The 25,204-nt window shown below is 64.3% G+C and carries 22 protein-coding genes, 1 tRNA gene and 3 pseudogenes; 19 read left to right on the top strand and 7 right to left on the bottom strand.

The genetic code is table 11. The features are described from left to right. Positions 1-75: 75 nt before the first annotated feature. The 11 genes and pseudogenes from H9L15_RS02160 (at position 76) to H9L15_RS02115 (ending at position 16,093) form a co-directional block, all read left to right on the top strand. The gene (locus H9L15_RS02160) at positions 76-3,021 is read left to right on the top strand and encodes a TonB-dependent receptor (RefSeq protein ID WP_262984888.1); all 2,946 of its coding nucleotides are present in this window, start codon (positions 76-78) and stop codon (positions 3,019-3,021) included. Continuing rightward, the gene (locus tag H9L15_RS18465; protein WP_262984887.1) at positions 3,009-3,434 is read left to right on the top strand and encodes a TonB-dependent receptor; all 426 of its coding nucleotides are present in this window, start codon (positions 3,009-3,011) and stop codon (positions 3,432-3,434) included. Before H9L15_RS02160 ends, H9L15_RS18465 begins: the two co-directional genes overlap by 13 nt. 167 nt (positions 3,435-3,601) lie before the next feature. Then, positions 3,602-4,335 (top strand): annotated as a pseudogene (locus H9L15_RS20070) (SapC family protein). Next, positions 4,332-5,350: pseudogene (locus tag H9L15_RS02150) on the top strand (cupin-like domain-containing protein). The pseudogenes H9L15_RS20070 and H9L15_RS02150 overlap by 4 nt, the downstream one beginning before the upstream one ends. A gap of 1 nt (position 5,351) precedes the next feature. Next, positions 5,352-6,839 (top strand): tryptophan halogenase family protein, encoded by a 1,488-nt coding sequence (locus tag H9L15_RS02145; RefSeq protein ID WP_187715006.1) that lies wholly within the window; start codon positions 5,352-5,354, stop codon positions 6,837-6,839. 129 nt (positions 6,840-6,968) lie between these two features. Next, entirely contained in the window at positions 6,969-7,619 is a 651-nt protein-coding gene (locus H9L15_RS02140; protein ID WP_187715005.1) for a protein-L-isoaspartate O-methyltransferase family protein, read from the top strand. Positions 7,620-7,639: 20 nt separating this feature from the next. After that, positions 7,640-9,157 carry a TolC family outer membrane protein gene (locus H9L15_RS02135; protein WP_223276431.1) on the top strand — a complete coding sequence of 506 codons (1,518 nt, stop codon included), beginning with the start codon at positions 7,640-7,642 and terminating at the stop codon, positions 9,155-9,157. A gap of 15 nt (positions 9,158-9,172) precedes the next feature. Beyond that, entirely contained in the window at positions 9,173-9,586 is a 414-nt protein-coding gene (locus tag H9L15_RS02130; protein ID WP_223276430.1) for a DUF2497 domain-containing protein, read from the top strand. 93 nt (positions 9,587-9,679) lie between these two features. Further along, positions 9,680-11,734, top strand: a complete 2,055-nt coding sequence (locus H9L15_RS02125; RefSeq protein WP_187715004.1) for a S9 family peptidase — start codon at positions 9,680-9,682, stop codon at positions 11,732-11,734. 36 nt (positions 11,735-11,770) lie between these two features. After that, positions 11,771-14,613: pseudogene (locus H9L15_RS02120) on the top strand (valine--tRNA ligase). Between the two features lie 25 nt (positions 14,614-14,638). Next, on the top strand, positions 14,639-16,093 hold the full coding sequence (locus tag H9L15_RS02115; protein WP_187715003.1) for an MATE family efflux transporter: 1,455 nt from the start codon (positions 14,639-14,641) through the stop codon (positions 16,091-16,093). On the opposite strand, the gene H9L15_RS19315 is transcribed toward H9L15_RS02115, so the two are convergent. Together H9L15_RS19315 and H9L15_RS19310 are read right to left on the bottom strand one after the other, a co-directional pair. Beyond that, positions 16,090-16,521 carry a diacylglycerol/lipid kinase family protein gene (locus H9L15_RS19315; RefSeq protein ID WP_317617565.1) on the bottom strand — a complete coding sequence of 144 codons (432 nt, stop codon included), beginning with the start codon at positions 16,519-16,521 and terminating at the stop codon, positions 16,090-16,092. The two genes, H9L15_RS02115 and H9L15_RS19315, sit on opposite strands and share 4 nt — an antisense overlap. Further along, complete coding sequence (locus tag H9L15_RS19310) at positions 16,518-16,976, bottom strand: diacylglycerol kinase family protein (protein WP_317617564.1); 459 nt, start codon at positions 16,974-16,976, stop codon at positions 16,518-16,520. The genes H9L15_RS19315 and H9L15_RS19310 overlap by 4 nt, the downstream gene beginning before the upstream one ends. A gap of 62 nt (positions 16,977-17,038) precedes the next feature. Between H9L15_RS19310 and hemB the strand changes: the two genes are divergently transcribed. Genes hemB through H9L15_RS02095 form a run of 3 tightly spaced genes read left to right on the top strand, consistent with a single transcriptional unit; the run spans position 17,039 to position 20,032 of the window. Further along, the gene (gene hemB / locus H9L15_RS02105) at positions 17,039-18,028 is read left to right on the top strand and encodes a porphobilinogen synthase (RefSeq protein ID WP_187715002.1); all 990 of its coding nucleotides are present in this window, start codon (positions 17,039-17,041) and stop codon (positions 18,026-18,028) included. Next, a complete protein-coding gene (locus H9L15_RS02100) occupies positions 18,028-19,467 on the top strand; it encodes a pyridoxal phosphate-dependent decarboxylase family protein (RefSeq protein WP_187715001.1) in 1,440 nt (479 codons plus the stop codon). Before hemB ends, H9L15_RS02100 begins: the two co-directional genes overlap by 1 nt. Then, positions 19,460-20,032 (top strand): GNAT family N-acetyltransferase, encoded by a 573-nt coding sequence (locus H9L15_RS02095; RefSeq protein WP_187715000.1) that lies wholly within the window; start codon positions 19,460-19,462, stop codon positions 20,030-20,032. Before H9L15_RS02100 ends, H9L15_RS02095 begins: the two co-directional genes overlap by 8 nt. Here the strand turns inward: H9L15_RS02095 and H9L15_RS02090 are convergent. Then, positions 20,029-20,535, bottom strand: coding sequence for a hypothetical protein (locus tag H9L15_RS02090; RefSeq protein ID WP_187714999.1), 507 nt, complete (start codon positions 20,533-20,535; stop codon positions 20,029-20,031). The genes H9L15_RS02095 and H9L15_RS02090 overlap by 4 nt on opposite strands. 98 nt (positions 20,536-20,633) lie before the next feature. Here H9L15_RS02090 and H9L15_RS02085 point away from each other — a divergent pair. Next, positions 20,634-20,710: transfer RNA gene (locus tag H9L15_RS02085), tRNA-Arg, on the top strand. Between the two features lie 6 nt (positions 20,711-20,716). Here H9L15_RS02085 and H9L15_RS02080 read toward each other — a convergent pair. Further along, the gene (locus H9L15_RS02080; RefSeq protein ID WP_187714998.1) at positions 20,717-21,388 is read right to left on the bottom strand and encodes a lipase family protein; all 672 of its coding nucleotides are present in this window, start codon (positions 21,386-21,388) and stop codon (positions 20,717-20,719) included. Beyond that, positions 21,351-21,863: an alpha/beta hydrolase family protein gene (locus H9L15_RS02075; RefSeq protein ID WP_187714997.1), complete on the bottom strand. Its 513-nt coding sequence runs from the start codon at positions 21,861-21,863 to the stop codon at positions 21,351-21,353. Before H9L15_RS02075 ends, H9L15_RS02080 begins: the two co-directional genes overlap by 38 nt. A 178-nt stretch (positions 21,864-22,041) precedes the next feature. On the opposite strand from H9L15_RS02075, the gene H9L15_RS02070 reads away from it, so the two are divergent. Further along, complete coding sequence (locus H9L15_RS02070; protein WP_187714996.1) at positions 22,042-22,485, top strand: DUF2231 domain-containing protein; 444 nt, start codon at positions 22,042-22,044, stop codon at positions 22,483-22,485. Beyond that, positions 22,482-23,846 carry a PQQ-dependent sugar dehydrogenase gene (locus H9L15_RS02065; RefSeq protein WP_187714995.1) on the top strand — a complete coding sequence of 455 codons (1,365 nt, stop codon included), beginning with the start codon at positions 22,482-22,484 and terminating at the stop codon, positions 23,844-23,846. Before H9L15_RS02070 ends, H9L15_RS02065 begins: the two co-directional genes overlap by 4 nt. Before the next feature lie 21 nt (positions 23,847-23,867). Here H9L15_RS02065 and H9L15_RS02060 read toward each other — a convergent pair whose 3' ends face one another. Further along, on the bottom strand, positions 23,868-24,020 hold the full coding sequence (locus H9L15_RS02060) for a hypothetical protein (RefSeq protein ID WP_187714994.1): 153 nt from the start codon (positions 24,018-24,020) through the stop codon (positions 23,868-23,870). A gap of 220 nt (positions 24,021-24,240) precedes the next feature. On the opposite strand from H9L15_RS02060, the gene H9L15_RS02055 reads away from it, so the two are divergent. Beyond that, entirely contained in the window at positions 24,241-24,495 is a 255-nt protein-coding gene (locus tag H9L15_RS02055) for a hypothetical protein (RefSeq protein WP_187714993.1), read from the top strand. A gap of 44 nt (positions 24,496-24,539) precedes the next feature. Beyond that, entirely contained in the window at positions 24,540-24,827 is a 288-nt protein-coding gene (locus tag H9L15_RS02050) for a hypothetical protein (RefSeq protein WP_187714992.1), read from the top strand. On the opposite strand, the gene H9L15_RS19305 is transcribed toward H9L15_RS02050, so the two are convergent. After that, positions 24,810-25,157 carry a hypothetical protein gene (locus H9L15_RS19305; RefSeq protein WP_317617563.1) on the bottom strand — a complete coding sequence of 116 codons (348 nt, stop codon included), beginning with the start codon at positions 25,155-25,157 and terminating at the stop codon, positions 24,810-24,812. The genes H9L15_RS02050 and H9L15_RS19305 overlap by 18 nt on opposite strands. Positions 25,158-25,204: the final 47 nt, after the last annotated feature.

Here is a 25,204-nt window from a genome sequence, read left to right as displayed (position 1 = left end):
CTGTTAGCGCTAACGTGATTCTGAGGCGCCGACATAAGGTGGAGAGATGTTACCGCTAACAAATGGGGCTTAGCGGTGCGAAACGGACTATACAGGGGAGAGACACATGGCAGTTACTGGGGTCGGATTCCGTCCGACGAGCAGGGCGTTTCGGCGGTTCGCCGCTCCTTGCTGATTGGCGCATCGATCATCGCAACGTGCACCGTAGCATTTCCGGCCTACGCCCAGACACAACCTTCCACCCCTGAAGCGCCTCCGGCTGATAGTGCCGCCAACCCGGCCGAAGCCGGCACGCCGCCGGGTGATGACGATGCGGCAACGAACGAGATCGTCGTTACCGGTGTCCGCGCCTCGTACGAGCGCGCCCGCGACATCAAGCGCAACGCGACCGGCGTCGTCGATGCCGTTTCTGCCGAAGAAATCGGCAAGTTCCCGGATACAAACCTCGCCGAATCGCTCCAGCGCATTCCGGGCGTCTCCATTGAGCGTCGCGGTGGCGAAGGCTCCACTGTCACCGTTCGCGGCTTCGGTCCCCAGTTCAACCTGGTGACGGTCAACGGCCGCCAGCTGGCGACCTCGCAGGTCGACCTGGTCGGAACGGACGGCGGTGACTTCGGTCGCGCGACCAGCCGCTCCTTCGACTTCTCGAACCTCGCCTCCGAAGGCGTGTCTCGCCTCGAGGTCTTCAAGACCGGACGTGCGGCGATTCCGTCGGGCGGCATCGGCGCCACGATCGACATCGTCACGCAACGTCCGCTCGAAGATGGAAGGACGGGCCTGTGGGGCAATGTCGGCGGCAAGGCGCTGTGGGACACCAGTCTCTCGAGCTTTAAGGTCACGCCTGAAGCGTCTGGTGTGATCGGCTGGTCCAACGATGCCGATACGGTCGGCTTCAGCATTTTCGGCGCCTATCAGAAGCGCAAGAATGAGGCGGCGGGCGCCATCTCCAACGACTGGAATATCGCTCCGTTCAGCTCGATGCCGGGCCGCGGACCGAGCACGGTGATCCAGAATGCGCCGTCGGATCCGAACCAGCTCGTCGCCATCCCGAACGACAGCCGGTACGATTATTCGAAGTTCAACCGCGAGCGCATCAATGTCAGCGGCGTTGTCCAGTTCAAGCCGATCGAGACTCTGACCATCACTGGAGATGCACTGTTCGCTCAGAACAAAGTGCGTGAGGAACGGGCCGAGCAGACGAACTGGTTCAACCGGCCGTTCGACAATGTGACCTTCGACAACGACCCGGTGGTAGCGACCGCGATCTATCTCGACGAAGGCGTCGGCTACGGGACGAAGGACATTGGCTTCGAACAGGTTTATCGTGCGCTAAAGACCAAGCTCACCAGCTATGGCGTGAATGCCAACTGGGAAATCGTCGATGGGCTGACGCTTAACCTGGACGGCAATACGTCCAAGTCCCGCACAACGCCGGACGCTCCCAATGGGACCAGCTCGACTTTGGTTGGCATGGGCGCCCCGGTCGTCGACGCTCACTCGGTCGACTACAGCGGCGACATCCCGCTTCAGGATTGGACGCTGAACGATAGCGGCCTTGGTGTCGACGGCATCGCCGGTACGCCGGACGACCGCGGCAATAACAATGGTATCCTGGATATCGGCGACTTGGGCACGCAGATCGCGCGTACCGCGACGACGAGCCAGACCCACCGCGTCAACCAGTTCCGCGCCGATCTCGGGTGGGACTTCGGAGGCGGCGCTCGCTTCGATGTCGGCGGAGCTCGCATCAATTCGAGGATGACGAGCACTCGTATCCAGACCCAGCAGCAGCTCGGTGACTGGGGTATCGGACAAGTCGGCGACATCCAGCAGCTGACCGGCAACCTGGTTCACCAGTTCTGTCTCGCTTGCCAGTTCGATCACTTCAACCCGACGAGCGCAGACGTCGCGTTCCGCGGCAATGCCGTCGAAATGTACGAGATCCTGTCGCCAGCATATGCAGCGGACGGCCAGCCGCTGACCCCGGGGACGCAACCCGGTAACGCGGTGGGCATCACTGCCAATGACTACGATCGCGTCACGGAGAAGGTCACGTCACTCTACGCCCAGCTTAGCTGGAAGGGTGATTTTGTCGGTCGGCCGGCAAGCGTCGTCGGCGGCGTCAGGTGGGAAACCACGAAGGTCAATTCCTTCACGCTCCAGGCCATCCCGGCGTACATCCAGTGGGACAGCGACAACGACTTCAGCCGCGTCGTCAGCTCCAGCGTCAGCGGTTTGACGTCGAAGGGACAGTACACGAACTTCCTGCCGTCGATCGATTTCCGGATCGAACCGATGGACAAGGTCGTCGCGCGTGTCTCGCTCAGCAAGACGCTCGCACGGCCTGACTACGGGAACCTGTTCGCGTCGGTTTCAGCCAATGCTCCGAACCGTCCGACGTTCCTTGGCGGTGTTGCAACCGGCAACGGCGGTGATCCCGACCTGAAGCCGCTGGTTTCGAGCAACCTCGATATCAGCCTCGAGTGGTACTACGCGCCCTCCAGCTATGTCTCGGCAGGCTTCTTCGCCAAGAGCGTGAAGAACTTTGTTGGGCAGGGCACCTTCGACGAACAGCTGTTCGGACTTAGGGACCCGAGCTCCGGCGCAGCGGGAAGCCGGTCCGGACTGGCCGTCAGTCAGCTCGGCTCGCTCGGCGTGCCGGTCAGCGACGTGAGCATGTTCACGTACACTGCGTTGCTGATCCAGAACGGCGGCAGCACTGCAGCGGCCGACGCTCAGTTCATGGCCAACTACAACGTGGCCACGCAGCAACTGAACCAGGCCTTCGTGGACCAGGTCCTCGCGGCGGTGAACGTCGTTCCGGATGCCAACGATCCGTTCTTCACGTTCGCGGTCACCCGGCCGATCAACAACCGGACTGGCAAGATCTACGGCTTCGAGCTCCAGGGTCAGCACTTCTTCGGGGACAGCGGCTTCGGTATCGCCGGCTCTCTGACCAAGGTGTTCGGCGACGTGGACTTCGACCGCGGCTCTCCGCCGGGACCAACGTGTTCGCGCTGACCGGTCTTAGCGACAGCGCAAACATCACCGGTATCTTCGAAAAGTGGGGTTTCTCGGCCCGCGTTGCATACAATTGGCGCGGGACGTTCCTGGCTTCCGTGAACAACGGCGGCAGCCGCAATCCGCGGTACTTCGAGCCTTACGGAACCCTCGATTTCTCACTGGGATATGAGCTCAACAATCACTTCTCGGTGTCATTCGAAGGCGTGAACGTCCTTGGTGAGGATCTCCGGGTCTACGGCCGCAGCAAGAAGCAGCTGTTCTTCGCTCAGGAAGGGCATGCTCGCTACTACCTCGGCGCCCGGTACCGGTTCGGTGGAGATACGGTTGCACCGCCGCCGCCTCCGCCCCGCCGCCGCCTCCGCCTCCGCCGCCACCTCCGGCGACGCAGACCTGCTCCGACGGATCGGTGATCCTGGCGACCGACGCGTGCCCGGTTCCGCCGCCTCCGCCTCCGCCGCCGCCGCCGGCACCGGAGCGTGGCTAGGAAGCTTCGCACTGGATAAGGTCTGTTAGTAAGCAGTAAGTGTGATGCCGCTGCCCCAGGGCAGCGGCATCATTCCGTTTGTAGGGGTGGGTTTTGTCGAACCGGGTTCCGCTGGACAATGTCGAGCACCAGTCGCTGCGTGTCGCGACCATCGCCAGCGCAGACCGCGACCTTGTGAACCAGGCGCTCGTCGTCCCCGGCGAGTTCGAGGAGGTTCAGCGGGAATATCCGATCTTCATTCGCAAGGACCAGGATGGCCGGTACGTCGCCGTTGCGCTGCTCGGCCTCGACAAGGGTGAGAATCTTTTCCTCGACGGCGACCGATGGGACGCCCGCTACATCCCAGCCACGATTGCTCGCGGCCCCTTCTTCCTCGGTATTCGCGAAGGCATCGACGGGGCCGAACCAGCACTGGCCGTGCATATCGATATGGACGACCCACGCGTGGGTCGGAGAGCGGCGAGCCGTTATTCAGGGAGCACGGAGGCAACAGCGCCTATCTCGACATGGTGACCAGCAGGCTGGGCCTGATCCATGAAGGCCTTGTGGCGTCACCCCTGATGTTCGCGTTGTTCGAGGAACTGGGTCTTATCCAGCCGCTCGACATCGACGTTCAGCTCGGAGACGGGACGCACTATCGCCTCGGCGAGATGTTCACGATCGGCATGGAGCAATTTCAGGCGCTGGCAAGCGACCAGCTCGAGCGGCTCCATCGCGAGGGCTTTCTCGCCCCGGCGATCTTCATTCGCTCTTCGCTTCCGAATATGAACCGGCTCGTCGAACGCAAGCGGCGCAAGATTGAAGGCGCGCCGGTCCTGGCGGGATGAAGAGCGCCCGCATCATCGAAGGGTTGCGGGCCGATGCGCTGCCCATCCAAGCCCTGATTGACCACGGCGAGCCCGCAATCCTGAAAGGCGTCGTGAAGGACTGGCCGTTGGTGCAGCGGGGGCTGCAAGGCCCGCGAGCGGCCATCGACTATCTTTCAGGCTTCGACGCCGGCCGGCCCGTTGTCGGCTACACCGGCGCGCCCGAGATTGGCGGCCGGTTCTTCTACAATGAGGACGTCAGCGGCCTGAACTTCGACGCCAGGCGCGTGCCGCTAAAGGATTTTCTCCAGCGTATCGCCGATCACCTCGACGATCCTGACGCGCCATCGTTTTACATTGGCTCGACCGACCTCGAGTTCTTCCTGCCCGAGCTGGCAAGCGAGAACCGGCTACCTGCGACCCTCGCGCCCTTCGACACGCATCCGCCGATCGCCAGCATCTGGATCGGCAACCGGACGATTGCCAGCACGCATTACGATTTCTCGAACAACATCGCGTGCAACCTCGTCGGGCATCGTCGCTTCACGCTCTTCCCGCCGGACCAGATCGCGAACCTGCACCCGGGACCGCTGGAGCCGACACCTGGCGGCCAGGTCGTCAGCATGGTCGACCTGCGCGATCCGGACTTCGAGCGCTTCCCGTCGTTTCGCGAAGCTCTGGAAGCGGCCCAGGTGGCGGAACTCGAACCGGGGACTTGCTGATCTACCCTGCAATGTGGTGGCACAATGTCGAGGCGCTCGACCCCTTCAACGTGATGATCAACTACTGGTGGAACGCGACGCCGCGCTTCGTCGACAGCCCGATGACGACCTTGCTGCACGCGATCCTCAGCCTCCGCGACCGCCCCGAAGCGGAGAAGGCGGCCTGGAAGACCCTGTTCGACTATTACGTGTTCGGAGACGGTGCGCGAGCGGGCGCGCATCTTCCGGAGCATGCGCGCGGCGTCCTCTCGCCGCTCGACGATACGATGGCGCGCCGCTTGCGCGCCGACCTCCTGCAAAGGCTCAATCGCTAAGATGGATGGACAGAAGATCAAGCGCATCGTGATCGCGGGCGGCGGGACTGCCGGCTGGATCGCAGCCTATGCGTTGGTGAATCAGCTCGGCGGCCTGCTCGACATCACCCTCGTCGAATCCGACGAGATCGGGACGGTCGGAGTCGGCGAATCGACCATCCCGACGGCGCGGACGTTCCACGAATATATGGGCATCGACGAAGCGGACTTCGTGCGCGCGACCGGCTCGACCTTCAAGCTCGGCATTTCGTTCGAGGACTGGGCGCGGGAAGGCGACCGCTACATTCATTCGTTCGGTGCGATCGGCCGGTCGACCTGGATGGTCGATTTCCACCACTTTTGGCTCCGCGCGCACGAACTCGGGATCGCGCAGGACATTGGGCCCTATTGCCTGGAGCATGAAGCAGCTGCTCAGGGGCGTTTCGCGGCGTCCGGCAACGTGCCGCTCAACTACGCCTATCACCTCGATGCCGGCCTCTATGGCCGCTACCTGCGCGGGCTCGCCGAGGCTGCCGGCGTTCGCCGGGTCGAGGGAAAGATTGGCGAGGTTCGCCAGAATGGCGAAACCGGCGACATCGAAGCGCTCGTGCTGGAGGACGGGCAAGTCGTCGAGGGCGACCTGTTCATCGACTGCACGGGCTTCCGCGCACTGCTGATCGACAAGGCGCTCGGCTGCAAGTTCGAGGACTGGTCGAAGTGGCTTCCGACCGACAGCGCGCTCGCGGTGCAGACGAGGCAGGTCGAATCGCCGCGGCCGTACACGCGGGCGATGGCGCATGAGGCGGGCTGGCGCTGGAAGATCCCGCTCCAGCACCGCGTCGGCAATGGGCTGGTCTATTCGAGCGCTCACATGAGCGACGAACGAGCGCGCGAATTGCTGAATGAAAAGCTCGAAGGCGATGTGTTGATCGAGCCGCGGCTGATCCGCTTCAAGGCGGGCCAGCGCCCCCAGGTCTGGGTGAAGAACTGCATCGCGCTCGGCCTATCGAGCGGCTTTATCGAGCCGCTGGAATCGACCAGCATCCACCTGATCATGATTGCGGTGACGCGGCTTCTCCAGGTTTTCCCATCGCGCGGTGTCAGCCCGGCGATCTCGGAGCGCTTCAACGAACAGGCCAATCGCGAGATCGAAGCCATCCGCGACTTCATCGTTCTCCACTATCATTTGAACGAACGCGAAGGGTCGGACTTCTGGCGCGACTGCCGCGACCTCGACATTCCCGATACGCTGAAGCAGCGCATTGCGCTCTTCCGCGACGCCGCGCACGTCTACCAGGACACGCACGACCTGTTCCGGATCGACAGCTGGGTCCAGGTCATGCTCGGGCAGCGGCTCCAGCCGTTGAGTTACCATCCTGCCGCTCGCCTGATGCCGGAAACGCAAATGAAGGAGGCTCTCGCGAACCTTCAGGGGAACATCGCGAGGGCTGTGGCGTCGCTGCCTGCGCACGAAGATGCGCTCCGCTCCTTCGCCAGTCCGGCGGGCTAGGGCACGAGTGGGTTTCGGGCCGACGGGCCATCAGTTTCGACCAACGGGCACTGCTTGCCCTTGGCGGATGCGGCGTCGGCGGATAAGACCGCCCTTGCATCCTAGGTGTATTAGCAGCATATAACAGTCATGACCGCACACGCACCCGTTCCGGACTATGCGGCCGCGCGCCAGGCGATGGTCGATTCCCAGCTTCGCCCGCAAGGCGTGAACGACCCCTCGGTGATCGAGGCGATGTCGGTCGTCCCGCGCGAGAAGTTCGTGCCCGATGAGCTGAAGCCGCTCGCCTATATCGACCGATCGATCCCGCTCGGTGAGGGCAGGGCGCTGACCTCATCCGCCGTCCTTGGCCTGCTGTTGACCGCGCTCACGCCCTTGCGCGGCGAACGTGCGCTGATTGTTGGCGCCGCAACCGGCTATTCGGCCGCCGTGATGGCCGAGCTGGGCCTTGAGGTGGTTGCTCTTGAGTCCTCTACGGAATTGGCTGCGATCGCCCGCAAGAACCGCGCCAAGCCCATCGAAGGGCCGCTCCAGGAGGGCTATCCGGCCAAGGCGCCTTATGACCTGATCCTGATCGACGGCGCGGTCGAGTATGTTCCCGACGCGCTTATCGACCAGCTTGTGGACGGCGGACGGCTCGGCGGGGCGATCGTCGACAAGGGGATCACGCGCCTGTTCGTCGGCCGCAAGGTTGGAGGCGGTTTCGGGCAAATCTCGATCGCGGACATGGCGACGCCGGCACTGCCCGGCTTCGAGCGTCCGCGAGTGTTCACTTTCTGATTATCCGGAGTTCGTAGGTCGTGATCCGCAACACCGCCATTGCCACCATCGCCGCAGTGCTGCTGGCTGGAACGGCTTCGGCCGACACGCTGCGCGAGGCGCTCGTGTCTGCTTACCAGACGAACCCGACACTGACGGGACAGCGCGAGTCCTTGCGGGCGACCGACGCCAACGTGGCAATCGCCAAGGCTGCCGGACGCCCCACGCTGAGCGCGACCGCCGGCATCAATAAGGATCTGTCGCGCAGCGGCATCCTCGACACTGGCGGCAGCGGTCCGACCCTCTCGGTCGGCGCCGATCTCAGCTATCCGTTGTTCAGCGGCGGTCGGGTCAAAAACTCGGTCAAGGCTGCGGAGAAGCGCGTTGAAGCTGGCCGTGCAACGTTGCGCGCGGTTGAAGGTGACGTCTTCACCCAGGCTGTTGCGTCCTACATGGACGTCATTCGCGACCGCGCCACCGTCGAGCTCAACGCCAACAACGTGAAGGTGCTGGAGACCAACCTCCAGGCCACCAACGACCGCTTCGAGATCGGCGATCTCACCCGCACCGACGTGGCTCAGTCCGAGGCGCGGCTCCAGCTGGGTCGCTCGCGCCTGGCGCTCGCGATCGGGCAGCAGACCGCGAGCGAAGCGCGCTATCGCGAAGTGATGGGGCATCCGCCGGGGACGCTGGCGCCGCCGCCACCGCTTCCGCCACTGCCGAATACCGAAGCCGAGGCCGTTCAGATAGCGCTTGCGGACAATCCCGATCTGCTCTCCGTCCAGCGTCAGACGGTGGCTGCCGGCTATGACATCCGCGTCGCAGAGGGCACGCGCCTGCCGAGTGTCTCGGCAGGTATCAGCGGCACGTATCTCAACAACCTCAACGGCAACAACGGGCCTGCGCCGAACACCGGCACTCAGACGACCGCTGGCGTCAACGTCAGCCTGCCCCTGTTCCAGGGCGGTCTTCCCGCAGCGCGCATCCGCCAGTCGGAGGCGCTCCGTGGCCAGCTTCAGGAGCAGGTGGTCGGCACTGAGCGCGCGGTGGTTTCGACGACCCGCGCCGCCTTCGCCAACTACCATGCGGCTCAAAAGGCGATCGAATCTCAAACGGTGGCCGTGAAGGCCAACGAACTTGCCCTCGAAGGCGTTCGCGCGGAGCAAAGCGTCGGTACCCGAACTGTTCTCGACGTCCTCGATGCCGAACAGGAGCTTCTGAATTCGCAGGTGCTGCTCGTGACGGCGCGCCGCGACGCGTACGTCGCCGGCTTCCAGCTGCTGAACGCGATGGGACAGGCGGAAGCGCAGGACCTCGGCCTCGATGGCGGACCGCTCTACGATCCGCTCGGCAATTACCGCCGTGTCGCCGGCAATTGGAGCGACTGGGCGCGTGATCCGAAATATGTGCCGGTCGCAACCCGGACCGTCGACTCCAGCGAGATGCCGGCGAGCCCGATCGTCACTCCGGATGTCGTCCCGGCTCCGTTCGCCCCGCCGACGACCGGAATACCGGTGACCGCCCCCGCTACGACAGGCGTGACTCAGCCGCCGCAATAAGCGATATCGCCGTAAATGATTGCTTCCGGCCGCGAACCTTCGATGGAAGACATCCTTGCCTCGATCAAGAAAGTGATCGCGGAGGACAAGGATGCACGGACCGCGCAGCCCAGCAATGAGGTCCAGCAGGATTATCAGGACAGCGCCGACGACGATGTCCTCGAACTGGAGGAAGAAGTCGCGCTGAAGGCTGACGCCGGCCCGCCCCTCATCGACGCCGCGACAGCCGGCGCCACGCGAAGCGCGCTCGACCAGCTCAGCACCGTCGCCGCAAGCGCCCCGCCTCCTCCGCAGGGCAATCCGCTGGAGGACATGATCCGCGAAATGCTTCGGCCGATGCTGAAGCAATGGCTCGACGACAATCTTCCGCGCCTCGTCGATGAGCATGTGAAGCGCGAAATCTCGCGGATTACGGGACGGCCGGTCTAGCACTGACGTCACCCTGAAATTGATCCAGGGCCCGGCATTTTAGGTCAGCATCGGGATATTGAACGGCGGCGCGCGCCCCGCTAGGTCGCCTGCATGGTAAAATCGTTGCGTGCGGCTGCGTTGGTTGCCGCGTTCGTTTCCGCTTCCCCAGTCGTTGCTCGCCCGATGACCGCGACCGACATGCAGTCGATGCATCGCGTCGGTGCGCCGGAAATCTCGCCGGACGGCAAGTGGGCGGTGTTCACCATCTCCGACACCGACTTCGACGCGAACAAGCGAAACAATACGCTCTACCTCCTCGACCTGACCCGACCTGGTGCGACTCCGCAGCGCGTGGCCGGAGCGGAGAAGGGCCATGACGCGGTGTTCGGCAGTGACGGCGCGCTCTACTTCCTGATGAAGTCAGGCGACCGCGACCAGCTCTTCCGCATGCCGGTCGGCGGGGCTTCGCAACAGATCAGCGATTTCGGCGCGGACGTTTCCGGCTTCAAGCTTTCGCCGGCCGGCGATCGCGTCGTCGTCTGGGCCGATCAGAAGGACTGCCCGGACCTTGCCTGCGCCGCGACGACGTTTCCAGCGAAGCCGGCGGGCAGTGGCCGGACCTACGACAAGCTATTCGTTCGTCACTGGGACAGCTGGGCTGAGCCGGGCACGCGTTCGCGCATCTATGCCTTCCCGATCGAAGGCGGGAAGCTGACCGGCGGTGGCGTTCGCCTTACCGGCCAGTTGGAGGGCGACACGCCATCGAAACCAATGGGCGGCGGCGAGGAGATCGCTTTCGCGCCGGACGGCAAGACCGTCTTCTTCGCGCTTCGTGAGGCGGGGCGGATCGAGCCGCTCTCGACCAACCTCGACATCTTTGCGAGCCCCGCGGACGGCAGCACTCCGCCGGTCAACCTGACCGACGCCAACGACGGCACCGACAACCTGCCGGCGGTGTCGCCCGACGGCCGGACGCTCGCTTACTTCGCGATGGCGCGCGCTGGGTATGAGGCCGACCGCCAGGTCCTCCAGCTTCGCGACCTCGCGACGGGCCAAACCCGCGCCTTGACGCAGGGCTGGGATCGTAGCGTCGGCTCGATCGAATGGGCCCGCGACGGCAAGAGCTTGCTCGTCACCGCCGAAGATACGCTGGAGCAGCCGGTGTTCCGCGTCGACGCGCTTACCGGCAAGGTCACGCGCCTCACCAAGGACGGTCACTATGGCAATGTCCGCGCTCTCCCGAACGGAGGCGCGGTCGCGACCATGAACAGCATCATGGCGCCGGACGACATTTACCTCCTCAACCGTAGCGGGAAGACCAGGCAACTCACGTACGCAAACCGCGAGCTTCTCGCTAAGCTCGACCCGGTCACCCTCAAGAAGTTCAGCTTCAAGGGCGCCAACAACGACGTCGTCTGGGGATGGACGCTGAAGCCCGGTGGCCCGCAATACGCCGCGGCCGCCAAGCTCCCCGTCCTGCTGCTTGTCCACGGCGGCCCGCAGGGCACGTTCGCGAACAGTTGGTCGTTCCGCTGGAATCCGCGCGTTTTCACTGGTCCCGGCTATGCGGCGGTGTCCGTCGATTTCCACGGCTCCACGGGATACGGACAGGCCTTCACCGACGCGATCAACAAGAATTGGGGCGGCTGGCCGCTAGAGGATCTGCAAAAGGGCCTGGCGTTCGCGACCGCGAACGATGCCCAGCTCGACGTCGACAAGGCCTGCGCGGCTGGCGGCTCTTACGGCGGCTACATGATGAACTGGATCGAAGGCCGCTGGCCCGATCGGTTCAAGTGCCTGGTCCAGCACGATGGCGTCTTCGATGCCCGTGCCATGGCTTACGAAACCGAAGAGCTGTGGTTCGACGAGTGGGAGCATGGCGGAAAGCCCTATTACGAGGACCCGCAGGCGTTCGAGCAGTGGAATCCGGCGAATTACGTGACCGCGTGGAAGACGCCGCAACTGGTCATCACCAGCGAGAACGACTTTCGCATTCCCTACACGCAGGGAATCGCGGCGTTCACGGCACTCCAGCGGCGCGACATTCCTTCGCGCCTGCTGATCTTCCCTGACGAGAACCACTGGGTTTTGAAGCCGAAGAACTCGGTTCAGTGGTACGATGAGGTGTTCAGCTGGCTGGGGAAGTATCTCAACGGCCCTCAGTAGGTTGATGCTGCAGCGCGGCATCGCTAACCGCCGCGCATGAGCGAATTGCCGAAGACCTTCGATCCGTCCGCGATCGAGCAGCGCTGGTACGAGCATTGGGAGTCCGAGGGGCTCTTCCGGCCCGAACGGCCAGATGAGGAACCGTGGACAATCGTCATGCCGCCGCCCAACGTCACGGGCTCGCTGCACATCGGCCATGCGCTCGACAATACGTTGCAGGACGTCCTGACCCGCCGCGAGCGCATGCGCGGCAAGGACGCTCTGTGGGTGGTCGGCACCGACCACGCCGGCATCGCCACGCAGATGGTCGTCGAGCGCAATCTCGAAAGCCAGCGCGTCAAGCGCGCCGAGATCGGCCGCGAGGCGTTTCTTGAGCACGTGTGGGAGTGGAAGGCGCAGTCGGGCGGCGCGATCACCCGCCAGCTTCGGCGCCTCGGCGCGTCGTGCGACTGGTCGAACGAACGCTTCACCATGGACGAGGGCTTTTCGAAGGCCGTCATCAAGGTCTTCGTCGAGCTCTACAACCGCAAGCTCATCTATCGCGCCAAGCGTCTCGTGAATTGGGACCCCAAGTTCCAGACCGCGATCAGCGATCTCGAAGTCGAGAACCGCGAAGTGCAGGGCCACATGTGGCACTTCAAATATCCGCTCGCGGGCGGTGAGACCTACACCTACGTCGAGAAGGACGAGGACGGGAACGTCACTCTCCAGGAAGAACGCGACTATATCTCGATCGCGACCACCCGGCCGGAGACGATGCTCGGAGACGGCGCCGTCGCGGTGCACCCGGGCGACGAGCGCTACCGGCCCATCGTTGGCAAGCTCTGCGAGATCCCGGTCGGGCCGAAGGAGCATCGCCGCCTGATCCCGATCATCACCGACGATTATCCGGACCCGAACTTCGGCTCCGGCGCGGTGAAGATCACCGGCGCGCACGACCTCAACGACTATGGCGTCGCCCAGCGCAACGGCATCCCGATGTACCGCCTGATGGACGGCACCGCGCACATGCGCGCCGACGGGCCGTCGTACGAGGAGTCTGCGAAACGCGCCGTCGAAATCGCTAGGGGCGCGATGGCGAGCGCGGAAGAGGTAGACGCGCTCAATCTCGTTCCGGAGGAATATCGCGGCCTCGACCGCTACGACGCCCGCAAAGCTGTCGTCGCCGACATCGACGCCGAGGGCCTGATGGTCAAGGTCGAGGACAAGCTGATCATGCAGCCCTTCGGCGACCGCTCGGGCTGGTGATCGAGCCGATGCTGACCGACCAGTGGTACGTCGACGCGGAAACGCTCGCCAAGCCGGCGATCGAGGCCGTGCGCTCCGGCGACATCGCGGTCGTTCCGGAGACCTGGAAGAAGACCTGGTTCAACTGGCTCGAAAACATCCAACCCTGGTGCGTTTCCCGCCAGCTGTGGTGGGGCCACCGCATCCCGGCGTGGTTCGATCCATCGGGCAACGTTTTCGTCGCGGAAACTTTTGAAGAAGCACAACAGCAGGCTGGCGGAGGCGTGGAGCTGCGCCAGGACGAGGATGTGCTCGACACCTGGTTCTCGTCTGCCCTGTGGCCGTTCGCCACGCTCGGCTGGCCTGAGGAGACGCACGACCTCAAGCGGCACTACCCGAACGACGTGCTCATCTCCGGCTTCGACATCATCTTCTTCTGGGACGCCCGCATGGCGATGCAGGGCTTCGAGTTCATGGGCGAGCGCCCGTGGAAGACGCTCTACCTCCACGGCCTGGTCCGCGACGCCAAGGGCCAGAAGATGTCCAAGTCGAAGGGCAATACGGTCGACCCGCTCGGCCTGATCGACAAATATGGCGCGGATGCCTTGCGCTTCACGCTGGCGGCGATGGAAAGTCAGGGCCGCGACATCAAGCTCGATGAGAAGCGCGTCGAGGGATACCGCAACTTCGCGACCAAGCTGTGGAACGCCGCGCGCTTCCTGCAAATGAACGGCGTCGGCGCATCGCAAAGCATCGCCGCGCCTGCCGCCGAGCTACCCGTCAACCGCTGGATCATCGGCGAGGTCGTCGAGACGCTCGCGAAGCTCGACACTGCCTTCGACGAGCTGCGCTTCGACGAAATGGCCGACGCCATCTACCACTTCGTCTGGGGCACGTTCTGCGACTGGTACGTGGAACTAGTGAAGGGCGCGTTCGACCAGGAGACGAAGGCCGTCGCCGCCTGGGCGTTCGACCAGATTCTCGTCATGCTCCACCCGTTCATGCCCTTCGTCACCGAAGAGCTGTGGAACGCGAATGAGCGCTCGTACGATTTGATCGTCGCCAAATGGCCGAACCCTCAAGTCGGGCTGCATCCGCAGCAAGCCGAGCTCGATGTGGCGATGCAGCACATGTCCGAGCAAACCGGGCGAGAAGTTCATCGAAACTTGGACGAACTGAATAAATGGTTCGTCGAAACGACCATCGATGTCATCCGTGAAATCAGGGCTGCACGGTCTGAACTGTCAATTCCGTGGTCGGTCACGTTGAAGCCGGTCGTGGTCATGTCCGAGCACTACGATACCACGCTCCTTGAGCTGCTGGAGGAGGACAAGTCAGTCGCTCGATTGGCGAAAATCGCCGAGCCATCGCTGGCCGAGTCTGCACCGCCTAACTCAGTCCAAATTGTAGTCCGAGGGTGGACAATTGCACTCCCACTTGAAGGCGTCGTCGACTTCGAGTCGGAGCGCGGTCGTCTTACCAAGGCCGTCGCGGCTGCCGAGAAGGAGCGCGACAGCCTGGCTGCCCGTCTTTCCAATCCGCAATTCGCCGAACGCGCCAAGCCTGAAGCGGTGGAAAAGGCGCGCGCGGATCATGCGGAGAAGTCGGCGGAAGCGGAACGCTACCGCGCTGCGTTGGAGAGACTGGGTTAGCTTCGCAGGGACGCGTGGAGGGTTGATGGCGGACGCAGCATCGGCAGAGCGCGGCGACCTGACGCAGGGGAGCATCGGGCCGACCCTGCTCAAGTTCGCTCTTCCGACCCTGGCGTCCTCGATCCTTCAGTCGCTCAACGGCACAATCAACGCGATCTGGGTCGGCCGCTTCCTCGGCGAGCACGCGCTTGCGGCGACGTCCAACGCCAACATGGTCATGTTCCTGCTGACGGCCTTCGTGTTCGGCTTCGGCATGGCCTCGACCATCCTCATCGGTCAGTACTGGGGCCGAAAGGACGTCGACGAGGCGCGGCGGATCTTCGGAACTGCCGCCGGCGCGTTCGGGATGATTACCATCGTGATCGCGATTGCCGGCTGGCTGCTTGCTCCGGCCATCCTTCACGCACTCGGAACGCCGGGTGATGCGGAGCAGCTCGCGCTCGAATATCTGCGCGTGATCTTCCTCGCCATGCCGGCGCTGCTGCTACTGACCCTGCTGATGATGGCCTTGCGCGGGGCGGGGGACAGTCTCACGCCGCTGTGGTTCATGATCGTCGCGGTCATCCTCGACAGCGGGCTGAACCCCGTCTTCATTCTCGGGCTCGGTCCCGCGCCCGAGATGGGCATTTCCGGCGCCGCGACCGCGACACTGATCGCCAACTATGCAGCGCTGATCGGCCTGCTGGCCTACATGTACGTCAAAGACTTGCCGCTGCGCCTGCGCGGGCGGGAGCTTTGCTACCTCTGGCCCAATTTCACGATCCTGCGGACGATCGTCACTAAAGGCCTGCCGATGGGCATCCAGATGGTCGTCATCTCGATGTCCGCACTCGCCCTGGTCAGCCTCGTCAACCGCGAGGGCGTGGACACCACCGCCGCGTTCGGCGTGGCGATGCAGCTTTGGACATATGTCCAGATGCCGGCGATGGCGCTTGGCGCGGCGGTCAGCGCTATGACCGCGCAGAATATCGGTGCCGGCCGATGGGACCGGGTCAACGCCATCACCCGCTCCGGGATCATCTACACCGTGCTAATCACCGCCGGGCTTATCGTCGCGCTGACGCTGGCGGATCGCGTGGTGCTCGCGCTGTTCATGGGCACCGACAGCCCGGCGCTGCCGATTGCACGGCACATTCACATGCTCGCGACATGGAACTTCGTTCTGTTCGGGGTGACGATGGTGCTGTTCGGCACCGTTCGAGCCAACGGCGCGGTGTGGGCGCCTCTGATCATCCTTGCCGTGGGTTTGGTCGGCGTCCGCTTCGGCTGGATCTTCGCCACCTACGGCTGGCTTGGCGCCGATGCCCTGTGGACCAGTTTCCCGGTGGCATCGACGGTTAACATGCTCCTGGCGGTTGCATATTACTTCAAGGGGGGCTGGCGAAAGGCGCGGATGGACGTCCAGCCGGATGCGGAAGAGGGCGTCGAACATGCGCATGCAGTTCGCGAGCCGGGCGGGGCGCTCACGCCCGCCGGCTAGTCGCGTGGCGCCGCGATGATCACGCCATCTGGCAAGGCGCTGATCTCCAACGGAGTTTCCTCGCCGATTTCTCCGTCGATGGAGACCTTCATCCGCGGCCTGGTACTGAGTGTGAAGCTCTCGGCCACGAACTCCCGCACCGTCTGGTGCCGTGCCTTCATCTTGGTTGCCGAGGCGAGATAGCTCCAGCCGAGCTTGGCAACGCTTCGCCCAGTTACGACCTGCACCACGATCTCGCCGCTCTTGAGGTCGGCGTTCTCGATCAGCTCGATCCCGCCGTGGTAGCGGCCGTTGGCGATGCGGACCTCGGTCGCCCACATGCGAAAAGCTCGCTTCCCGTCCTCCAGCTTGACGCGGAAGGCACGAAAGTTGGCCGCCGACCAGCCCGCCCAAACGAGATAGCCCAGGCGTCCGAGCTTGCGCTTCAACCCGTGCGGGACGCTTTCCGCGACCTTCGGGCGAGGCCCATCGCTGCGGCGTTGAGGAAATAGTCGCCGTTGATGCAGCCGACGTCGATCTTCCGCGCTTCGCCCTTGGCGATCACGCCAATCGCGCCGTCCAGGTCGAGGGGGATGCCAAGTGTTCGCGCGAAGCTGTTGGCGGTCCCCAGCGGCAGCAATGCGAAGACGACGTTCGTGCCGATGAAATGGTCGACGAAGGACGACAGCGAACCGTCGCCGCCGCCGACGATGACCATCGGCGCTTTCTTCAGCGCGGCCTTCACCGCCTTGTCCATCGTCGCGGCGGTCTTGCACTTCTTGGCGTCGAGCAGCTCGATCCCCACCGCCGTCAGCTTGTCGCGCGCCTCCTCGAACAGGTCAGCACCGCGGCGGCTGCCGGCATTGACGATCAGAATGGCTTGTTTCGGAAGCGTTTTGGTCATTGCGAGGCTCAATGTTCGGCGCGCCCTTTCTTTCCCCCGCGCTCCCAGTCTATCTGCGCGCCATGTCTTCCTTCCCAGCACTTCGCATGCGCCGGGGCCGGTCGAGCCCGTGGATGCGCGACATGCTCGCCGAGAACCGGCTGCATCCGAGCGACTTCATCCTGCCGCTCTTCATCTGCGAGGGCAGTGGCTGCGAGGAGCCGATCGGGTCGCTGCCGGGCGTCAGCCGCTGGAGCATCGATCGCATCACCGCCAAGGCGAAGGAAGCGGCGAGCCTCGGCATTCCGTGCATCGCGCTCTTTCCGAATACGCCGAACGAGCTGCGCACCGATGATGCCCGCGAGGCGCTGAACCAAGACAACCTCATTTGCCGCGCGACCAAGGCGATCAAGGATGCGGTGCCGGAGATCGGGGTGCTGACCGACGTCGCGCTCGATCCGTACACCTCGCACGGCCACGACGGCATGATCGACGCGTCAGGCTGGGTCATCAACGACGATACCGTCTCAATCCTCGTCGACCAGGCGGTCGTTCAGGCTGAAGCGGGCGCGGACATCATCGCCCCGTCGGACATGATGGACGGCCGCGTCGCCGCGATCCGCGCCGCGCTGGAGGACGGCGGGCACCAGAACGTCGCGATCATGGCCTATGCCGCGAAATATGCGTCCGCCTTCTACGGTCCGTTCCGCGAGGCGGTCGGCTCGCTCGGCCGACTGAAAGGCGACAAGCGCGGCTACCAGATGAACCCCGCGAACATCGAGGAAGCACTGCGGGAGGTCGAGCTCGACCTGGCCGAGGGTGCTGACTTCGTGATGGTGAAGCCAGGACTGCCCTATCTCGACGTCGTCGCCCGAGTGAAGGACACGTTCGGCGTGCCGACCTTCGCTTACCAGGTGAGCGGCGAGTATGCGATGATCGAGAACACGGCGGCGGCGGGTGGGGGCGACCGCGATGCGCTGATCCTCGAGACCTTGATGGCCTTCAAGCGGGCAGGGGCCAGCGGCGTCCTCACCTACCACGCGCTCGACGTTGCGCGGCTGATTCAGGGCTGATGCCGGACGAGCTCCGCGTCGAGCTCGAACGACTGCGGACGGCGGCAGCACCGCTGGAGCCGGACGCCGACGCGCGCGGCCAGCTCGGAACCCAGGCGTTGGAGCACATCCTCGCCTATCACGATCAGATTGGGACGGCCTCGACCAATAGGCCCTGGTCCGAGGTCTTTGCGCAGAGGCTGGACCCGGAATTCACCGAGCAGGGCCGCGATCCGGCGCGGGTGCTCGACTACATCGCCGAATGTGTTGACCGTCCCGGCTTCGCGACCACATCGCCGCGATTCATGGCCTACATTCCCGGCGGCGGGCTGTTCCATTCCGCCCTCGGCGACATGATCGCGGCGGCCTCGAACAAATATGCCGGTTTCGCGTCGGCCAGCCCCGGGGCGGTCCGCATCGAGAATGCCTGCACGCAATGGCTGACGAGCGTCGTTGGCTTTCCCGACACCGCCGCCGGGACCCTGACGTCGGGCGGGAGCATCGCCAACCTGACGGCCATCGTCGCCGCCCGCGAAGCGCGCGATCCGGATGGCGGCGGGGCGGTCTACACCACCCGGTTCGCGCATTATTGCGTCGACAAGGCGCTGCACATTGCGGGCAGGGGTCGCTCCCCGCGCCGGCAGGTTGCGACGGACGCAGCGCTTCGCATGTCGGCGGCGGCGCTGGAGGAAGCGCTGGCGAAAGACGTCCGCGATGGCATCCGGCCCTGGCTGGTCGTCGCATCAGGCGGCACCGTCGACACCGGCGCGGTCGATCCGCTTCCCCAGATTGCCGAACTCTGCCGGAAGTATGGCGCCTGGATGCACGTCGACGGGGCCTATGGCGGCCTGTTTGCGCTCTGTGACGAGGGCCGCGAATTGCTGCGCGGGATCGAGCAGGCGGACAGCGTGGCGCTCGATCCGCACAAGACCTTGTTCCTGCCCTACGGCACCGGCGCGGCGCTGGTCCGCGATGGACGCCACCTGACCGACGCCTTCAGTGCGTCGGGAGAATATATCCGCCCACTCGGCGAGTCCGAGGTTGGGCCGTCGCCTGCCGATTTGTCGCCGGAGCTGACCCGCCACTTCCGGGCGATGCGCCTGTGGTTGCCGTTGCAGATCGCAGGCGTGGCAGCATTCCGCGCGGCCCAGTCGGAAAAGCTGGCGCTCGCCCGCTACTTCCACCGGCGCCTGTCCGAGATCGAAGGCTTCGACCCCGGACCACCGCCCGACCTCTCCGTCGTCGCCTTCCGCTATCTGCCGAAAACCGGCGATGCGAACGAATTCACCGAGCGCTTGCTCAAGCATCTCCAACAGGAAGGGCGCGTGATGATGAGCGGGACGCGGATCGACGGCACCTTCCTGATCCGCTGTGCAATTCTTTGCTTCCGTACCCACGTCGAGCATGTCGACGAAGCGATCGAGGCAATCGTCGACGGCGTGAGGGCGCTAAATGACTGAAACCGCGATTGAAACCGAGCGCCTCCGCCTGAGGACCTGGGACCTGCAGGATCTCGACGCGTTCATGCTGCACACCAACACCGAACCGGTGATGCGTTGGCTTGGCGGGGTTCGCACGCGCGATTGGCACGAGGCCGCCTTCGGCCGCATCGAGCGGTACCAGCGCGAGTTCGGCCACACCTTCTGGATCGTCGAACGCAAGGCGGACGGGGCGCTGCTTGGCTTTTGCGGCCTGAAGCGCGTCAACAGCGAAGGCGCGCCTAATCCGGGCGACTTCGAGGTCGGCTGGCGTTTGCGCGAGGACGCGTGGGGGCAGGGCTACGCCAAGGAAGCGGCCATCGCGAGCCTCGACCTCGCCTTCGACACGTTTGGCGCTCCGCATGTCGTCGCGCTGACTGTCGAGCAGAACGAAGCCAGCCAGGGCCTGATGAAGCGGCTGCGGATGACGAGGCGAAAGGACATGGATTTCCAGAGCGCCGATGTCCCGCCCGAGCTCAATCCGGTAATCGTCTATGCGATCGGCGCTTCGGAATGGCCAGCCGCGAGGGCTGCCGCGCTCGCCTAAAGCCCTAGGCGCTTCTCGATCGCGTCGATGCGGCTCGCTTCGGCATCGTCGATTGCCGCGACCTTGTCGGCAGCCGCCTGGATGGCTGCGAGGTTGCCGGCCGGAATCCCGCCCTGCTTCTGAAGCGCGGCGGCGGCGATGCCGTCGATATCGCCGAGCGCCTGGACTGTCGGGCCGCGCGCCTCCTGGGCTGCCGAGAGAGCCTGCTGTGCGGCGACCCAGCTCTCGCTTGGCTGCGGCCCGGCGCTGCTTGCCAGCCGCTCGGCATTGGCGGCGGCGGCCTGGAACGCCTGGTCGCCGGACTGCGCCTGGTCGATCAGCCCCGCTAGGTGCGCCGACAGGCTCGGGTCGGCTGGATCGACTCGAACCACGTTGGGAATGGGCACGCGCGGATCGATCGCTTCCTGCGGACGCGGGGCCAGCGAGGGATAGGTCGCATCCGGAGTCGAACAGGCGCTGGCTGCGCCGAGAAGGCCGAGCGCAAGGAGAATGCGGGTCCGCATCGGCGAAGCTCTAGGGACGCTGCCGCGGACTAGCAATCGTGGGGTTGCCACTCCGCCAACAGCCCCCTATGTCGCGCCCCTGCCGTTCACTCGGCCGCGCGCCCGTAGCTCAGCTGGATAGAGCATCAGACTACGAATCTGAGGGTCGGACGTTCGAATCGTTCCGGGCGCGCCATTTTCCCTATGCCTTTGCCGGGTCGGCTTCGATCGAGGGCAAACGCCCGCAATCGCTCAGCGGCGGCACTCCATTCATCCGGTCCTGGAGCCATCGAAAGGCAGCATCCGCCGTTTTGATCGCCGTCCACTCATGAGTGACGCCGGTGATCACGTCGAGGTCTACCGTGCGTCCCGCCTCACACTGCTTCCGAGCAAAGGCGAAGGTCACCGATGGCCGGACGACCTCGTCCGTCGTGCTTTGCGACAGGAATAGCGGGACCGACCTTGGCAGCACGCCCGGCGTGTTACGAAGAATGATCGACTTCCACGGCTCTACGCGCGTGATGTCGGGGACCGTGAAGTAAGCCTGCGACAGAGACACGTCCGCCTTCTTCTTGGCCGAGCTCGAAAAGACGGTGTCCAGGCAACGGGCGGCGATGGTGTCGATCGCTGGGACGGCGGACGGAACGACGACGTTCGAGAAGGAGGCGCCGTAGACGCGGCTCCACGACCACAAGGTCAGCGCCGCCAGATTATTGCCGCCGGTCGTCCCAAGATCGTCTCGAAACAGCTGGGCCAGGTCCGTGGCCGGGCCGCGGCGGCGGCGCCTGCCAGCTTGAGCTCCGGCGTGTAGCTGGACGCCAATTGCGCCGCGAACATCACCGCCTGGCCGCCTGCGAATGGCCCCACAGAGCAAAGCGGTCGTTGGTTGCGGCGCCGGGGATTGCGCCGATTGCGCGCACGGAGTCGAGGACTGCGCGCGCCTCGCTCACTCCGTCGAGAAACGGATGGACGCTTCCGGCGCCGAGACCCGGATAATCCGTCGCAGCAACGGCGTATCCGGCCTTCAGCATCGCATCGAGGCCCGGAATCATCAGGTAGCGGAGAGTCGATATCGACGGCGCGCACTGGGGGATGACCCCGGTGGTCGGATGGGCCCAGGCGACGACCGGCCGCCCGCCTGCGGGTGCCGCCGTGTTGGGAATGACGACCATCCCGGACACCGGGATCACCGTCCCGTCTTCCGCCGTCGTCTTGTACAAAACGCGATAGGCGCGGCTGCCGACAGGAGCGTTCGGAAGCGCCTTGTAACGGATGAGATCGCCGTGGCGGCCGGCGGGCGGCGGGCCCGAATAATCGTAGAATGCGGGGGCGGCCCAACGGGGGCGCAAGCGCTGAGCGACAGGACGACAAAGGCCAAGAGGCAGAAGGGAAACGTTCGCATGGCGATTCTCCGACACCCGTGATGGCCGATGCTAACAGGGTTCGACTGCGTCTCAACAAATGTTGTTGATGGAACTTGTTCTGCCGTCCGGTCGTAGTGCGCGCGTCAGTTGCGAAGGCGAACCTATGGCCGATCGTATCCCCGAGGAAAGCACTGCTCGAGCGCGCCCGGGCGCAATGGAAACCCTCCATGCGCTGTTAGGCTCGATGCCTGTCGCCTACTTCCTTCTCGCCTTCCTGTTCGACATTGCATACGTCCGCTCGACCTACTTTCTGTGGCCGTTCTTCTCGGTCTGGCTGATCACCGCCGGTCTTGTGGCGGGCGGTTTTGCGGTGCTGCTGGGTCTGATTGAATGGTTCGCGCATCGCCGCGATCGCGCGAGGCGCAGCGTCCGCTGGCACGGGATCGTTACCATCGTCGCGCTGGTGCTCGGCCTGATCAACGCCTTCGTTCACAGCCGCGACGGCTGGACGTCGGTCGTTCCGGAGGGGATCATCCTGTCCGGCGTCACCACTGTGCTGATGATCGTCGCCGTCTTCTTCGGCGCTGCGTCGCGGAGGACCGCATGACCAACCGGCTCTTGATCGCTGGCCTCCTTGCGGCCTCTCTCGCCGGCTGCAGCGACCCCGATTTCGACGACAATACGCAGATCGGGCCGAATCCGGTGCTGCCGAAGCCGACCCAGTTCCTGATCCCGCCGATGAACGTCGCTGCGGGAACCGGCTGGTCGGCGGGGCAAAAGCCGACTGTCGCCAACGGTCTAAAGATTCAGCCGCTGGCTACCGGTTTGCACCATCCGCGCTTCGTCTACGTCCTTCCGAACGGCGATATCCTGGCCGTCCAGTCGGCGCCGCCGGGTGAACCCGTGAAGCGGCCCAAGGACCTGATCTTCGGCTTCGTCATCGGCAAGGCCGACAATCTCGGCGGTCCCTCGCCGAAGAGCGAGATCAGCCTCATCCGCGACGCGAATGGCGACGGAAAGCCGGAGCTGCAGACGACATTGCTCGACAACCTCAATGCGCCGTTCGGCGTCACTTGGGTCGACGGGACGCTGTATGTCGCGAACACGGACGGCGTGGTGGCCTATCCCTTTGCGCCCGGGCAGACGAAGGTCTCGGGTCCGGGTCGGATGCTGACGCCGCTCCCGGCCGGCGTGATCAATCATCACTGGACGAAAAGCCTGGTGGCGAGCCCGGACGGTTCGAAGCTCTACGCAACGGTCGGCTCGAACAGCAATATCGTGGAGAATGGTTTCGACGCCGAGCTTGGCCGGGCCGCGGTGTGGGAGATCGATCGCAAGACCGGCCTCGCGCGAGAGTTCGCGACTGGGCTCCGCAATCCCAACAGCCCGTCCTTCTACCCAGGGACGAACACCTTTTACGTCGTCGTCAATGAACGCGACGAGCTTGGTGCTCATTTGGTGCCCGATTATCTGACGTCGGTTCGCGACGGCGGCTTCTACGGTTGGCCCTATTCCTATTACGGCCGCCACCTCGACCCGCGCGTGCGTCCGCAAAACCCGGCCAAGGTCGCGAGCGCCATCGTGCCGGATTATGCTCTGGGCTCGCACGTCGCGCCGCTGGGGCTGACATTTTATACTGGTGACCTCCTGCCGCAGTTCAAGGGAGGGGCTTTCATCGGTGAGCATGGCAGCTGGGACCGCCGCAAGTTCTACGGATACAAGGTCGTCTACGTGCCGTTCGCGGGCGGCAAGCCGTCAGGCAAGGCCGTCGACGTCGTCACCGGCTTCCTCGATGCGAAGAACAAGAAGACGCTGGGCCGCCCGGTCGGAGTTGCCGTCGAACGGTTCGGAGCGCTGCTGATTGCCGACGACGTCGGCAATGCGGTCTGGCGGGTGACGCCCGCCGGCTGGCGGCCTGGTGCTGCGGGCGAAAAAAATGCCTCACCGAGCGGCGAGGCATCTCGATAGTTGTCGGATCTTCCGGAGCGTCTAGGCGCTCGCGGCAATCACGCCTTGCGCTCGTTCGGCGAAATCGGCCGCCAGCTTGGCGTGCCATTCGCGGGCCTGTTCGGTGATCGCCCTTTGCGCGGCCATTCGCTCTTCAACGGCCCGACGCCGGTAATAACGCTCGTTCGACTCCATCGTCCACGCCTCCCCGCAGGCTCCCTCCCCACAAGCGCACGATGCGTGTCGATCCCTAAAGTTTAGTTAATATCCACAGGGCCGTTCACTCACCTTCGAATCTGTCCCGCACTGACACAAGTTGTTGCAGGCACGCGACAATTTCGCCGCAATCGCGGATTATCGCGGAAACATAACGACTCACCGTCGTTGGTTTGGGGAGAGGCAGGAAGGAAAGACGATGCTGAATTCGATCGAGTCCCGCCGCGATCCGTTCAATCCGGCGAACCGCGGATACCATGCGGTTTACCGGGACAATGAAGTAAACCACTGCCCGGGTTGCGGGCGAACCCACTGGCACATCGGCCGCATGCTGGCCGAGTGCGCATTCTGCGGGACGGCGCTCCCGCTCCAGGAAGCCTACATGCGCGGCAATTCGCCAAGCGTCGTCGGCTGGAGCTCGCGCAACAGCTACCAGGAGCTGCAGGCGGCCTGACGTCCGGTATTTCGCGTTAACGCGAGCGCGTTTATATTGCCCGCATGATCAAGTTTGCTTTCCTGATTGCCCTTGTGGCCGTTGCGGTGCCTTCGCCCGCGGCGGCACAGGGTGCATCGGGCTTCTCGGTCGTCAACCAGACCGGGCTCAACATGACCAACCTCACGATCCGCCGTTTCGGCACGCAAGGCTGGAAGGCGCTGGGAATGCGCCCTCACCGGGCGGACGCGGAAGCGTTCAGTTTTCGGATCCCGACTGCGCATTTGACATCCAGGCCACGCTGGAGGGCGTCGGCACAGTCGTCTGGAACGGCGTCAATCTGTGTGAAGTGAAGACCGTAATCCTGAACCGGAACGCGTCGGGCGCAATCTGGGTCGATTACGAATAGCTTCATAGCGCTGGCGTCGCAGCGGCGGCGTAATGCGTGCGACCCTGGCAACCGCTGGAACAGGCCGCACCGAGTCCAACAACTTGGCGCCCGCAATGAACACGACGCCGGTGCAGGCGATGGCCAGCAGGACGCCGGAATTGCCGGGATAAAGTTCAAGGTAGTGGCGGGCTCGTTCGACGGCACCGACCGCGATCGCGTAGGTCACCAGCCAGGCTTCCGTCCGGGTTTTGATGGTAAAGAGTCGACCGACTTTTTTCAGCATCGCAATCATTAACACCTGAACGAGTCAGTCACGGTTTTGAGCCGTTCCCGCGCTAA

Origin of the sequence: Sphingomonas daechungensis, assembly GCF_014489495.1 — a bacterium.
GTDB lineage: Bacteria > Pseudomonadota > Alphaproteobacteria > Sphingomonadales > Sphingomonadaceae > Sphingomicrobium > Sphingomicrobium daechungense.
This window is presented reverse-complemented; position numbering and strand designations above follow the sequence as displayed.

Bases quoted from the DNA above. Each gene is read 5' to 3' on its own strand.
- H9L15_RS02145 (WP_187715006.1), top strand. From the start codon at position 5,352: ATGGATGGACAGAAGATCAAGCGCATCGTGATCGCGGGCGGCGGGACT.
- H9L15_RS02140 (WP_187715005.1), top strand. From the start codon at position 6,969: ATGACCGCACACGCACCCGTTCCGGACTATGCGGCCGCGCGCCAGGCG.
- H9L15_RS02130 (WP_223276430.1), top strand. From the start codon at position 9,173: ATGATTGCTTCCGGCCGCGAACCTTCGATGGAAGACATCCTTGCCTCG.
- H9L15_RS02125 (WP_187715004.1), top strand. From the start codon at position 9,680: ATGGTAAAATCGTTGCGTGCGGCTGCGTTGGTTGCCGCGTTCGTTTCC.
- H9L15_RS02115 (WP_187715003.1), top strand. From the start codon at position 14,639: ATGGCGGACGCAGCATCGGCAGAGCGCGGCGACCTGACGCAGGGGAGC.
- H9L15_RS19310 (WP_317617564.1), bottom strand. From the start codon at position 16,976: ATGACCAAAACGCTTCCGAAACAAGCCATTCTGATCGTCAATGCCGGC.
- hemB (WP_187715002.1), top strand. From the start codon at position 17,039: ATGTCTTCCTTCCCAGCACTTCGCATGCGCCGGGGCCGGTCGAGCCCG.
- H9L15_RS02100 (WP_187715001.1), top strand. From the start codon at position 18,028: ATGCCGGACGAGCTCCGCGTCGAGCTCGAACGACTGCGGACGGCGGCA.
- H9L15_RS02095 (WP_187715000.1), top strand. From the start codon at position 19,460: ATGACTGAAACCGCGATTGAAACCGAGCGCCTCCGCCTGAGGACCTGG.
- H9L15_RS02090 (WP_187714999.1), bottom strand. From the start codon at position 20,535: ATGCGGACCCGCATTCTCCTTGCGCTCGGCCTTCTCGGCGCAGCCAGC.
- H9L15_RS02070 (WP_187714996.1), top strand. From the start codon at position 22,042: ATGGCCGATCGTATCCCCGAGGAAAGCACTGCTCGAGCGCGCCCGGGC.
- H9L15_RS02065 (WP_187714995.1), top strand. From the start codon at position 22,482: ATGACCAACCGGCTCTTGATCGCTGGCCTCCTTGCGGCCTCTCTCGCC.
- H9L15_RS02060 (WP_187714994.1), bottom strand. From the start codon at position 24,020: ATGGAGTCGAACGAGCGTTATTACCGGCGTCGGGCCGTTGAAGAGCGA.
- H9L15_RS02055 (WP_187714993.1), top strand. From the start codon at position 24,241: ATGCTGAATTCGATCGAGTCCCGCCGCGATCCGTTCAATCCGGCGAAC.
- H9L15_RS02050 (WP_187714992.1), top strand. From the start codon at position 24,540: ATGATCAAGTTTGCTTTCCTGATTGCCCTTGTGGCCGTTGCGGTGCCT.
- H9L15_RS19305 (WP_317617563.1), bottom strand. From the start codon at position 25,157: ATGATTGCGATGCTGAAAAAAGTCGGTCGACTCTTTACCATCAAAACC.